At 55.4% G+C, this 11,932-nt stretch carries 11 protein-coding genes, 1 pseudogene and 1 riboswitch; all 12 genes and pseudogenes read left to right on the top strand.

The genetic code is table 11. The annotated features are described in order from the left end of the window. Positions 1 to 91: 91 nt before the first annotated feature. Positions 92 to 1,864, top strand: coding sequence for a Stk1 family PASTA domain-containing Ser/Thr kinase (gene pknB, locus ACTTKG_RS05805; RefSeq protein ID WP_442673305.1), 1,773 nt, complete (start codon positions 92 to 94; stop codon positions 1,862 to 1,864). 20 nt (positions 1,865 to 1,884) lie between these two features. Continuing rightward, on the top strand, positions 1,885 to 2,769 hold the full coding sequence (rsgA, locus tag ACTTKG_RS05800; protein WP_442673304.1) for a ribosome small subunit-dependent GTPase A: 885 nt from the start codon (positions 1,885 to 1,887) through the stop codon (positions 2,767 to 2,769). Next, complete coding sequence (rpe, locus tag ACTTKG_RS05795; RefSeq protein ID WP_442673303.1) at positions 2,766 to 3,410, top strand: ribulose-phosphate 3-epimerase; 645 nt, start codon at positions 2,766 to 2,768, stop codon at positions 3,408 to 3,410. Before rsgA ends, rpe begins: the two co-directional genes overlap by 4 nt. A 17-nt stretch (positions 3,411 to 3,427) precedes the next feature. Next, positions 3,428 to 4,102, top strand: a complete 675-nt coding sequence (gene queC / locus ACTTKG_RS05790) for a 7-cyano-7-deazaguanine synthase QueC (protein WP_442673302.1) — start codon at positions 3,428 to 3,430, stop codon at positions 4,100 to 4,102. A gap of 17 nt (positions 4,103 to 4,119) precedes the next feature. Then, complete coding sequence (gene folE2, locus ACTTKG_RS05785; RefSeq protein ID WP_442673307.1) at positions 4,120 to 4,947, top strand: GTP cyclohydrolase FolE2; 828 nt, start codon at positions 4,120 to 4,122, stop codon at positions 4,945 to 4,947. A gap of 36 nt (positions 4,948 to 4,983) precedes the next feature. Further along, positions 4,984 to 5,985, top strand: a complete 1,002-nt coding sequence (locus ACTTKG_RS05780; RefSeq protein ID WP_442673301.1) for a lysylphosphatidylglycerol synthase transmembrane domain-containing protein — start codon at positions 4,984 to 4,986, stop codon at positions 5,983 to 5,985. Between the two features lie 117 nt (positions 5,986 to 6,102). Then, positions 6,103 to 6,352, top strand: a riboswitch (cobalamin riboswitch). 237 nt (positions 6,353 to 6,589) lie between these two features. Then, positions 6,590 to 7,531: a nickel ABC transporter permease gene (gene nikB, locus ACTTKG_RS05775; RefSeq protein WP_442673300.1), complete on the top strand. Its 942-nt coding sequence runs from the start codon at positions 6,590 to 6,592 to the stop codon at positions 7,529 to 7,531. Continuing rightward, positions 7,531 to 8,343, top strand: a complete 813-nt coding sequence (gene nikC, locus ACTTKG_RS05770; protein ID WP_442673299.1) for a nickel transporter permease — start codon at positions 7,531 to 7,533, stop codon at positions 8,341 to 8,343. Before nikB ends, nikC begins: the two co-directional genes overlap by 1 nt. A gap of 24 nt (positions 8,344 to 8,367) precedes the next feature. Beyond that, positions 8,368 to 9,918, top strand: coding sequence for an ABC transporter substrate-binding protein (locus ACTTKG_RS05765; RefSeq protein ID WP_442673306.1), 1,551 nt, complete (start codon positions 8,368 to 8,370; stop codon positions 9,916 to 9,918). 18 nt (positions 9,919 to 9,936) lie between these two features. Beyond that, positions 9,937 to 10,725, top strand: a complete 789-nt coding sequence (locus ACTTKG_RS05760; protein ID WP_442673298.1) for an ABC transporter ATP-binding protein — start codon at positions 9,937 to 9,939, stop codon at positions 10,723 to 10,725. Further along, positions 10,715 to 11,695, top strand: a complete 981-nt coding sequence (locus tag ACTTKG_RS05755; RefSeq protein WP_442673297.1) for an ABC transporter ATP-binding protein — start codon at positions 10,715 to 10,717, stop codon at positions 11,693 to 11,695. Before ACTTKG_RS05760 ends, ACTTKG_RS05755 begins: the two co-directional genes overlap by 11 nt. An 8-nt stretch (positions 11,696 to 11,703) precedes the next feature. Further along, positions 11,704 to 11,932 (top strand): annotated as a pseudogene (locus ACTTKG_RS05750) (MATE family efflux transporter); the annotation flags it as partial.

The raw sequence follows: 11,932 nt of genomic DNA, 5'->3' as shown, positions 1-11,932 counted from the left end.
TCGTAGAAAACAGCGGGGGAGGCGGTGCGGAAGCCGCACCGATCGCAGGGAAGCCGATTAAGAGACTGCAGGATGATTAGGAGGAAGCGCCATGGAACAACGCATTTTGGGCAATCGCTATGAGCTTGTGGAACTCGTCGGAAGCGGCGGCATGGCAGATGTATATAAAGCGCACGATAAACTTTTGGACCGCACGGTAGCGGTCAAGGTGCTTCACGCACAGTTTGCGAGCGATGCGGAATTTGTGGCGCGTTTTCAGCGCGAAGCACAGGGCGCGGCGAAAATGTCGCATCCCAATATCGTCAATATTTATGATGTCGGACAAGAAGGAAAGTACCATTACATTGTTATGGAGTATATTTCCGGACAGACATTGAAAGAAGAACTGGATGCGGGCGGACGCTTGCCGGTCGCTACGGCGCTTGCCATCGCGCGGCAAATCGCTGAGGCGCTCTTTCATGCGCATAAAAATGGTCTTGTTCATTGTGATGTCAAGCCGCATAACATCCTCGTGATGGAGGATGGACGCATCAAGGTAGCTGACTTCGGCATTGCGCGCGCTGTGAGTTCTGTTACGGCGACATATACAGGAAATATCGTCGGCTCCGTGCACTATTTTTCGCCGGAGCAGGCGAAGGGCTCTTCGATCACGCCGAAATCCGACGTCTATTCACTCGGCGTCGTGCTCTATGAAATGCTCACCGGCGAGCTTCCTTTCACGGGGGAGACGCCGGTTGGCATCGCCTTGAAACATTTGCAGGAAGCGCCGCCGGCTGTTTCCGACGTCGATGCTTCCATCCCGCCCTTTGTCGAAGCGCTCGTTTCTGAGCTTATGGCAAAAGATCCGAATCGACGTCCCGACAGTGGAACGGTCGTGCGGCAAATCGCGCAGGATGAAGCGATGCTTGGCGGATCTGCGACTTTGATGCTCGATCCCTATGCGACGCAGGTGCTGCCGCGTGTGCGTGAGGCGGAGGTTGACCCGTCGCTCTTGCCGCATCCGAACGATTGGCAGTCAGAACAGAGGTCGATGTCAGAGCCGAAGAAAAGCACAAAAAAAGCATATCGCTCCAAGACCTTTCTCTTCGTACTCTTTCTGGTGCTTTTCTTTGGATTCTTCACGGGGGCATTCCTCTCTTACGGCAAGTTTTGGAGTACGGAAGAAGTCGTTGTCCCTGATGTGACGGGGCAGACGCTCGCCGTTGCCAAACAGAAACTTGAGGACAAGAGACTGCGCGTGGACATCGCGGAGATGTATGATTCCAATGTGCCGGCAGGGCAGGTTGTCAAGCAGGATCCCGAAGGCGGTTCGAAGGTCAAAGAAGAGCGCCTTGTCACCATCTATGTAAGCAAGGGCGGCGAAGAAGTCAGTATGCTTGAGCTGAAGGGGATGCAAAAGTCCACAGCTGAAACAAAACTTTCAAGCGTAGGTTTGAAACTTGGCGTTGTGACAGAGGAATATTCCTCGCAGCCGATTGGGCAGGTGATCGGACAAGACCCGCGCGCCGGGACGAAGATCAGCAAGGGGCAAGTCGTCGACCTCGTCATCAGCAAGGGAGAGCGGCCGCGCAAGGTCGCCGTGCCGAGTCTTGTCGGCGGCGCGGAAGCATCTGCCAAGGAAGCGATCAAGAATCGCGGTCTGACGGTTGGCTCGGTTACGAAAGAAGAAAGTTCGCAGGCGGCGGGTACGGTTGTGCGCCAAAGTCCGGCGGCGGGCAGTGAGGTCGAAGAAGGAACGAGCGTTGATCTTGTACTTGCGGTCGAGAAGGTGAAAAATACCTCGAAGCCGAAGGACAGTACATCGGACAGCGCAGCCGCCAAGACGCCGGGCAAGGACGCGGAAAGCGGCAAGACAAACCGCTAGACGGATGTGAGGAGGATGGATTGTTGCAGGGGAAAGTGCTCAAAGCACAGAACAGCTTTTTCTATGTGGATACAGGAGAAAGACTTGTGGAAGCAAAGCTGCGCGGGCGTCTGAAAAAGAATCGCATCTCGGTTGTACCCGGTGATGAAGTAGAGCTTGAACTTACAGAAGGCGGCACGGGCGTCATCGAGCGGCGTTGTGAGCGAAGGAGCCTTTTGCGCCGCCCTTTGGTCGCCAATATCGATCAGGTCGTCCTCGTATTCGCCGCGCGTGAGCCGGATATCAATCCCGTGCTTATCGACCGTTTTCTCGTGCTTGCCGAGTGGTCGAAGATCGAACGCATCATCCTCTGCATCAACAAGATGGATTTGTTGGAGGACGATGAGGCGGAAATTCCTGCGCTCGCCGCGCTCTATCGCGAAATCGGCTATCCCGTCTGCCTGCTGTCCGCCGTTACGGGGAGAGGCGTGGCAGACATGCAGTCTCTTGTCGAGGGGAAGACGAGCGTGTTTGCCGGCTCGTCAGGTGTGGGAAAGTCCTCTCTTCTGAACTGCATCGCGCCGGGCATCGCCCTTTCTACGGGCGCTGTCAGCGAGAAGATCAAGCGCGGCAGGCATACGACGCGAACGGCACAGCTTCTGCCGTTCGCCGGAGGATTTCTCGTCGATACGCCGGGATTCAGCGCTACGGAGCTTGCCGAGATAGAGCCTTGTGCGCTCCCGGGGCTTTTCCCCGAATTTCGGTCCTTTTTCGGCGCTTGCCGATTTCAGCCCTGCACGCACAGCCACGAGCCGGACTGCGCCGTCAAAGAAGCCGTGCAGACGGGAAGAATTGAAGACTCGCGCTACGCTTCCTATTTGGAAATGCTGCAGCAGAGTGTACAGAGAAAGAAGGTATATCGATGATCCGAGTGGCGCCGTCGATTCTCTCGGCGGATTTCGCGCATCTTGCCGATGAGGTGCAGCGCATTGAAACTGCCGGGGCGGAGTACGTCCATATCGATGTCATGGACGGCGCTTTTGTGCCGAACATTACGTTGGGTTCGCCCGTTGTAAAATCGCTGCGACAGTGCTCTCGTGCTGTTTTTGATGTGCATTTGATGGTCGAGCATCCCGAGGCGCAGATCGCCGCTTTTGCCGAAGCCGGCGCGGATGTCATCACCTTTCATATCGAGGCGGTGCGTCATGCGCATCGCCTCGTGCAGGAGATCAAGGCGCTCGGCTGCAGGGCGGGCGTCGCGCTCAATCCTGCGACGCCGCTCGTCATGCTCGAAGAGCTTATGGCAGATATCGACATGGCGCTCATCATGACGGTCAATCCGGGGTTCGGCGGACAGAAGTTCATCTCGTCTATGCTCGAAAAGATTGCGCTTCTGCGCCGTACGGTGGAAGAAAATGATTTCGATCTCGACATCGAGGTAGATGGCGGCGTCAATGCTGAGACTGCGCCGCTCGTAAGAGAAGCGGGCGCGAACATCCTCGTTGCAGGATCTGCCGTCTATGGTGCGAGCGATATAGAAAAAGCGATTCGGGCGATTCGCGGCTGAGGGAGGAGAAGATGCGAATGGAAAAGGCGGTAGTGCTGCTTTCGGGCGGACTCGATTCGACGACTTGCATGGCGGTGGCGAAGGAAGCGGGCAGGGAGCTTTATCCTATCAGCTTCAATTATCATCAGCGTCACAGCATTGAGCTTGAAGGGGCGAAAGAGGTCGCAGCTTTTTATCGGGTGAAGAAGCATCTGATCATTGAAACGAATATGGAATTGATCGGCGGTTCGGCGTTGACGGATCGTGCTATTGCCGTGCCGGAGGGCGATGTTTCCCGCACATCTGTCCCTGTGACGTATGTACCGGCGCGGAATCTGATTTTTTTGAGTTATGCAGTAGGTTACGCTGAGACGATAGGTGCGCGCTATGTCTATATCGGTGTCAACAGCGTCGATTATTCGGGATATCCGGATTGCCGACCGGAGTTCATTGAGCGTTTTCAAGCCGCGGCGGATTATGCGACGGAAGCTGCATCTGCGGGGAAGCGCATCGAGATCGTCGCGCCCTTGCAGAACTTGTCGAAGGCGGAAATCGTGCGCTTGGCGGCGCGCCTTGCCGTACCCTTGGAGCTTACGCACAGTTGCTACAACGGCGGCGAAAAGGCATGCGGCGTTTGCGATAGCTGCAAGCTGCGCCGGCAGGGCTTCGCTCTGGCAGGCATAGAGGATCCCATCGAGTATGAGAAACAATGAAGAGTGATGAAAAAATCATGCTGAAGGATATACAAAAAAGTGCGGATGAGCGCGGCATCGACATTCAGCACGTTGGCATCAAGGATGCGTGTCTGCCGTTTCGCATCAAGACAAAGGCGGGGGACTTCCAGCAAGTTGTGGCGCATGTCCTGTTTACCGTTTCTTTGCCCAAGGAGTATAAGGGCACGCACATGAGCCGCTTCCTGGAAATCTTGCAGCGATGGTGCGATAAGCCTGTCGCGGAAGAAGAGATGGAAGCCATGCTGCAGGATGCGCTTAGCCGCTTGGAGGCGGAGACTGCGAAGCTGCGCCTCTCGTTCAAATATTTCGTGGAAAAAGAAGCGCCGAAGAGCAAGCGGAAGTCTGTGCTCGATCTCGACTGCTTCTTTGAAGGCGAAAAGCGCATCGGAGCGCCGATGGCATTTCGCCTTGGCGTCACGGTTCCGGCAACCTCTCTTTGTCCATGCAGCAAGGCGATCGCAAATTATGGCGCACACAATCAGCGGAGCCTTTTGCAGGCTGTCGTCGAGTTCCGACCGTCCGCTCCATGTATTTTTATCGAGGATCTTGCCGCTCTCATGGAAGCGCAGGCATCATGCCCGATCTATCCGCTCTTGAAGCGCGAAGATGAAAAGTATGTAACGGAAAAAGCATACGAGCAGCCGAAATTTGTTGAGGACATCCTGCGCGATGTCGTGCTTGCATTGCGGTCGCTGCCCGAGATTTTTTGGTTCTCCATCGCCTGTGAAAATTTTGAATCCATTCATAACCACAGCGCCTATGCCAGTCATGAGGAATATGTGGGGGATGAAATGCGGATCTCCTGCAAAACACAAAAGATCTGAAGCTGCTGCGGCGAGATTCCTGAGAGGAGGTGTCCGGTGAAAGTGTTCTTCAAGCGTTTTGTCATACCGCTGCTGCTTGTTTTTATCATCTCGGGCGCCGTCATCTACTCGACGGTCGATATTCATACGCTGACAAATCTTACCGCGTTTCAGCCGTGGTCCATCGTCCTTGCGCTTTTTTGTGTGAGTTTGGGACTCACGCTTGACGGCACGCGCCTCATGCACCTCGTGAAAATTTCGGGTGAACATATCACTCTGGGGCAGGCGGTGCAGGTGGTGTTCGGCAACTATTTCCTTGCGCTTTTGACGCCGGGGGCGACGGGCGGCGCCGTGGCGCAGCTCATGTTCCTGCGCCATGCAGGCGTGCCTGCGGGAAAGGCGACGGTTCTCGTCATCGTGCGAACCTTGGTGTCGATCCTCTTTCTCATCTGCTGTATGCCGCTGATCTTTCTGCATGATGCGGGAATTTTGCCCGGCGTGGACAATCATACGCTCATGCTGATCTCCGTCACTGCCTTCGTCGTCATCGTGCTCATCGTGCTTGCTTTCCGCGCAAATGCGCTCGACTACATCGTTTTGCGTCTGACAAAGCGTATGCGCGCAAAGCGGGGCAAGAAACTCTTGGCATTTTACCGCGATCTCAAGACAGGCGTGCATCTCCTCGCTTCATCACCAAAAAGTATGGTGCGCATCTTCTTTGAGTCGGGGCTGAGTCTTATGTTCATCTATGCCATCGTTCCGTGTCTGCTCTTGGGTCTTGGCGTGACAGAAGCGGATTGGTACACGGTCATGGGGCGTATGATCTTCCTCAACATGCTGCTTTATTTCACGCCGACGCCGGGCGGTTCCGGCGTAGCAGAGGGCGGCTTCGTCTTGCTCTTCGCCGATTCTGTGCCCGCAGGCACCGTCGGCGTCCTCGCTGTTTGCTGGCGGCTGATTGCCGAATATATTCCGTTTTTCATCGGTTTTTATTATACGATCAAGGTCTTTGGCAAAAATTTCCTGCACCGCCAGATAGATGATTCAGTCGAGGGGTAGGGAGATTGGTCTATATTTGCATATAAGGAAATATTTCCCTCATATAAGACCATTCCTTTATGCTTGCCATATTAGGGGCTTTGTTATATAATCGTTAGTAGAAGTTATCTGTTAAAATTTCATACATACGTCATAAGTGTCGCCGATTTAGATTGGCGAGCGATGAGAGGAAAATGGGTGAGATGCCCATGCTGTCCCGCAGCTGTAATCGGGGAATTTGTTTCCAAGGGAAACGCTGAAATCGCTGTTTCTTATGAAAGTGCTGAATGATCAGCGCTTCCTGAAATGTCACTGGGAGAAATCCTGGGAAGACGGAAACAAACGATGATCCGAGAGCCAGAAAGCCTGCTTATGATAAGATTCATTGTTTGACTTACGAGAGATAGGGAGATGAATGCCGAGGTGTGTTTCCTGTGTGGAGATATGCCGCTGGTATTCTGCGCTTTGTAAGAAGTACCGCACGTCTTGTCGTCAGTTGACAGACGTGCGGTTTTCTTATGGAAACGCCGCAAGAGCTGCGTTTCCGCATAAAAATCCTTCTATGAGGTTTCGGGAGGATTTTGCAGGAGTAATTTTTGATTTTGTAAGGAGATGAGGTATTGCATTGAAAGGAAAAGAATTGATACGCCGTCTGTGTCAAATGATCGTCACGCTTTTCGGCGTGAGCTTTTTGACATTCAGTTTGACGTATCTCTCGCCGGGCGATCCAGCGGAGACGCTCCTGGAGGTAGGCGATTCTGTCGTGTCGCAGGAAACGATCGACGCGACGCGAAAGGAACTCGGCTTGGATCAGCCGTTTCTCGTGCAGTATGGGAGATGGCTGGGCGGCGTGCTGCAAGGCGACATGGGACGCTCGTATTCGGCGAAGATCCCCGTGTTCGACAAGCTCATGCAGTGCCTGCCGGGCACGCTGGCGCTTGCCGTGGCAGCGACTGCCATGACAGTCTTGATCTCCCTGCCGTTGGGCATTGTCGCAGCCCTTTACCGCAATCGTTGGATCGACTATGCGATCCGTGCTCTTTCGTTTTTCGGTGTTTCGATGCCGGGTTTTTGGATTGGGCTTGTGCTGCTTTACATCTTTGGACTGAAGCTGCACATCTTTCCGATTGCGGGCGGCGATGTTACGCTGCGCGGCATCGTGCTTCCTGCCTTCACGCTTGCCATCGTGATGTCGGCGAAGTATACGCGGCAGGTGCGCACGGCTGTCCTCGAAGAGCTTGGACAGGACTACGTCATCGGCGCAAAGGCGCGGGGGCTTTCCATGCAGCGCATTCTTTGGCGTCATGTACTGCCGAACGCCTGCCTGCCGCTCGTGACGCTTCTGGGTCTCGCCGTCGGCTGGCTCTTGGGCGGCGTCGCTGTCATTGAGATGGTATTCTCGTGGCCGGGACTCGGCAAGATGGCGGTCCATGCGATTGAGATGCGCGACTATCCGCTGGTGCAGGGATTCGTACTGTGGATCGCCATACTCTACATGCTCATCAACCTCCTCGTCGATATTTCTTACGCGCAGCTTGATCCGCGCTTGAAGAGAGGGGGACGCTGATGGCAAAGGACAGGAAACTTTTCTATCTTTATTCAGTCTTGGTCGTTCTGCTCATTTTGGCAGCGGTCGTCGCGCCGTATCTGGCGCCGTATGACCCGTATACGTCCTCGATGCAGACGTCGCTTCTGCCGCCGTCCGCAGAGCATCTCTTTGGCACGGACAAGCTCGGCAGGGATTCTTTCACGCGCATCCTGTATGGCATGAGGATTTCCATCGCTATGGCGCTCGGCATCGTATTCATCATGTCTGTCGTCGGCACGCTCGTCGGCGTTGTCGCAGGTTTCGTCGGCGGCAAGGTCGACACCCTGCTCATGCGCTTTACGGACATGGTGCTGGCTTTCCCGGGCATTGTGCTCGCCATCGCCATCGCCGGTATGCTCGGCGGCAGCATCGCGAACACAATCTTGGCGCTTTCCGCCGTCGGCTGGACGAGGTACGCGCGACTGGCGCGTAGCCTGACGCTCAAGCTGGCGCAGCAGGATTTCCTCGCTGCCGCCGTCACGAACGGCACGCGCACGTCGATGATTATTTGGCGTCATATCGTGCCGAATCTTTTGCCGACGATCATCTTGACGGCGGCGACGGATATCGGCTCTATGATGATGGAGATCGCCGGTCTGTCATTCCTCGGTTTCGGCGCACAGCCGCCGACGCCCGAGTGGGGGCTCATGCTCAACGAGGGGCGGCAGTTCATCCAGACAGCGCCCTGGCTCATGGTCTATCCGGGCGTCGCGATCCTCATCGTCGTCGCCATCTTCAATCTCTGGGGCGACAGTCTGCGCGATGTCATGGATCCCAAAAAGGCAAATTAAGAAAGGGGTATTTTTGTGAACAAAATGAAACGATGGCTTTTCCTTGTATTCACCTTGGTATTCTCCGCCGCAATCTTTGCGGGCTGCGGCTCGGACAAGGCGGACAACTCGACGCTCAAGGTCGGCGTGACGAACTTCGCCGACAGCTTGGAGCCGACGGAGAACTATTTTGGCTGGGTCGTCATGCGCTACGGCATGGGCGAGGCCTTGGCAAAGTTCGACGAGAAGATGAACGTGCAGCCGTGGCTCGCAGAGAGCTGGAAGATCAGCGACGATCACATGACGTGGACGTTCAAGATTCGCGACGGCGTGAAGTTCTCGAACGGCAAGGATCTGACGGCGGAAGCGGTCAAGGCGTCCATCGAGCGCGCTTTCGCGAAGAACAAGCGCGCGGAGACGTTTTTCAAGTACAAGGAAATAAAAGCGGAAGGGCAGAACCTCATCATCACGACGGAGAAGCCTGAGCCGAATATGCCGGGCTTCCTCGCTGACCCGCTCTTCCTCATCGTCGATACGACGGCGGAAGGCGAGCGCGACTTTGCAAAGCAGGGTCCGATCTGCACGGGTCCTTATGTCTGCGAATCCTTCACCAAGGAAAAGGCGGTCATGAAGAAGAATCCGCACTACTGGGACGGCGAAGTGCCGTATGAGAAGGTCGAGATTCCCTCGATTGACGATCCGAATACGCGAGCTATGGCTCTCCAGTCGGGCGAAGTCGATATGGCTGTGAACATCGGCGCGGGCGACATCGGTCTTTTCAATGACTCCTCGAAGTTCCACATCGACCGCATCGCGTCTCTGCGCGTGGTGCTCGCACGCATCAATCAGAAGGGCGTCCTGGGCGACCCGAAGGTTCGCGCGGCGTTCATCAGCATGTGCGACCGCAAGTCTTACAATGAGGTTATCCTGAAGGGCACCTTCATCGAAGGCAAGGCGCCGATTCCGCCTTCTATGGACTATGGCTTCGACAAACTCACCGACCCGAACCACTACGATGTAGAGCGCGCCAAGAAGCTGCTTGATGAAGCCGGCTGGAAGGATACGAACGGCGACGGCATCCGCGATAAGGACGGCAAGCCGCTGAGCGTTGATTTCGTCATCTACAACAGCCGCGCCGAGCTGCCCATCTATGCGGAAGCCGTGCAGGCGGACGCCAAGAAGGTCGGCATCGACGTCAAGATCAAGAGCGTTGACTACAACCTCATCGACAAGATGGGCATCAACGGTGAATATGATCTTTTGATTTCCAACATCACGACGGCGAATACGGGCGATCCCGAGATCTTCCTCAACTGGTACTGGCGCACGAACAAGGACGGCGACAACCCGCAGAATGGCTCGGGCTACAGCAATCCTGCCCTCGATGCGAAGTTCGCCGAGCTTTCCACGGAGTTTGATAAGGCGAAGCGCCGCCAGCTCATGATCGACATCCAGCAGATCATCATGAACGATGGCGCGGGGCTGTTCTTCGGCTATCCCGAGACGAACATCATCAGCTCGACGAAGATCACGGGCGCGACGATGTATCCGTCCGACTACTATTGGGTCACGAACAAGATTCGCCCGGCGAAGTAAGGAGAAAGGAAGAACGATATGCTTCTCGAGGTCAAGAACCTCCATATCCAATATGCCGGCGCCGAGATGGTGCATGGCATAAGTTTTTCCCTCGATCCCGGCGAAGTATTGTCACTCGTAGGCGAGAGCGGCAGCGGCAAGACCAGCGTCATACGCGCGGTCTTGGGCTGCCTCCCCCACGAGGGGCGCGTGAATGAAGGCGAGATCATATTTTCCGGCGTAAACATGCTGAAAAATACGCCGAAGATGTGGCGCGACATCAGCGGGCGCAACATCTCGATGATCTTTCAGGACAGCGGCAGCATGATGAATCCCATCCGCACGATCGGCAGCCAGTTTGTCGAATACATCCTTGAGCACAGCTCGATGGAGCCGAAGAAGGCGGAAAAAGAGGCGAAGGAAATGCTGGAAAAGATGCAGCTTCCGAATCCGGATACCATCATGGACAGTTTTCCTTTTGAGCTTTCGGGCGGTATGCGTCAGCGCGTCGGTGTCGCTATGGCGATGTTCTTTCGACCGCAGCTTCTCTTGGCGGACGAGCCGACCTCGGCGCTTGACGTCACGACGCAGGCGCAGGTGGTCAAAGAACTCATGAAGATCTGCCGCGAGGACGGCACAGCCATCATCCTCGTCACGCACAACCTCGGCGTTGCGACGTATATGTCGGACAAGATCATGGTCATGCAGAACGGGCATGTGGTGGAAGAGGGGACGTCTGAGGCGATCATTGAAAATCCGCAGGCGGATTATACGAAGGAACTCCTGCATTCCGTACCGCAGATCGGAGGTATGTCGTATGCCAGTTAAAAACGAAGAAGTTTTACGCATCGAACATATCACGAAGCGTTTTCCTACAGCTGACGGCCGCGCACTCACGGCATGTGACGATGTGAGCTTCTCCCTCCGCAGGGGGGAGACGCTCGGCATCGTGGGCGAGAGCGGCTGCGGCAAAAGTACGCTGGTCAAGACGCTTATGCAGCTGCATAAGCCGACGGAAGGAAAGATTTTTCTTCGGGATAAGGAGATTACCTCTCTTACGGGAGAGGACGCAAGGCAGAATCGCCGCAGCATCCAGATGGTTTTTCAAGATCCCGGCACGGCGTTCAATCCCAAGATGAAAATCAAGGATATTCTTGCCGAGCCTTTGCGTAACTTCGATCTTTTGAAAACGAGTGCGGCGGAGAAGGCGAAGGAGCTGCTGAACCTTGTCGAGCTGCCCTCAGAATTTGCCGAGCGTTATCCCGGCAATATGAGCGGCGGACAGAGGCAGCGCGTCGGCATCGCGCGCGCACTGGCGCTGGAGCCGGAGATCCTTGTCTGCGACGAGGCGACGAGTGCGCTGGATGTTTCGGTGCAGGAAAAGGTCGTCGAGCTTTTGGCAAGATTGCAGAAGGAGAAGGGCATATCCATCCTCTTCATCTGTCACGATTTGGCGCTTGTATCGCTTTTGACGCACCGCGTCGTCGTCATGTATCTCGGCAATGTCGTCGAGATCCTGCAGGCGAAGGATTTGCCCGAGGCGAAGCATCCCTATACGCAGGCATTGATGAAGTCGGTTTTCCCGCTGCAGCCCAAGGGTGAAGCGGATGTCCGTCTGCTTCGCGGAGAGATACCCAGTCCGCTCGATGTGCCGCAGGGATGTCCCTTCCAAAACCGCTGCGACAAATGTATGCCTGTTTGCAAAGAGACGAAGCCTAAACGCAGAGAATTTGCATCGGGGCATGTCGTAGCATGCCATCTGTTTTCTGAAGGTGAAGCGGAAGCAAAGGGAGCTTGAGACGATTTATGACATTGACTGCCCACGACCGCAAGTATCTTGCGATCGCTATGCCTGCCGCCCTGGAAGGCGTCTTTATGAATCTCCTGAGCATGGCGGATCTCATCATGGTCGGCGCCTTGGGAACGCTTTCCATCGCTGCCATCGGCATATTTGAGCAGCCGCGCATGGTGCTGTTGACCGTCGCTCGATCCTTCGCCTCTGTGCTCGTGCTCTTGACAGCGCGGCGCGTGGGCG

The organism is Selenomonas sp., from assembly GCF_052169755.1.
Taxonomy (GTDB): domain Bacteria; phylum Bacillota; class Negativicutes; order Selenomonadales; family Selenomonadaceae; genus Selenomonas.
The sequence above is the reverse complement of the archived record's forward strand: the minus strand, read 5'-3'. Positions and strand labels throughout refer to the sequence as shown.

What these genes read in the sequence shown, in the direction of transcription:
- rpe (WP_442673303.1), top strand. Translation starts at nt 2,766, where the DNA reads ATGATCCGAGTGGCGCCGTCGATTCTCTCGGCGGATTTCGCGCATCTT.
- folE2 (WP_442673307.1), top strand. Translation starts at nt 4,120, where the DNA reads ATGCTGAAGGATATACAAAAAAGTGCGGATGAGCGCGGCATCGACATT.
- pknB (WP_442673305.1), top strand. Translation starts at nt 92, where the DNA reads ATGGAACAACGCATTTTGGGCAATCGCTATGAGCTTGTGGAACTCGTC.
- ACTTKG_RS05760 (WP_442673298.1), top strand. Translation starts at nt 9,937, where the DNA reads ATGCTTCTCGAGGTCAAGAACCTCCATATCCAATATGCCGGCGCCGAG.
- ACTTKG_RS05765 (WP_442673306.1), top strand. Translation starts at nt 8,368, where the DNA reads ATGAAACGATGGCTTTTCCTTGTATTCACCTTGGTATTCTCCGCCGCA.
- ACTTKG_RS05755 (WP_442673297.1), top strand. Translation starts at nt 10,715, where the DNA reads ATGCCAGTTAAAAACGAAGAAGTTTTACGCATCGAACATATCACGAAG.
- nikC (WP_442673299.1), top strand. Translation starts at nt 7,531, where the DNA reads ATGGCAAAGGACAGGAAACTTTTCTATCTTTATTCAGTCTTGGTCGTT.
- queC (WP_442673302.1), top strand. Translation starts at nt 3,428, where the DNA reads ATGGAAAAGGCGGTAGTGCTGCTTTCGGGCGGACTCGATTCGACGACT.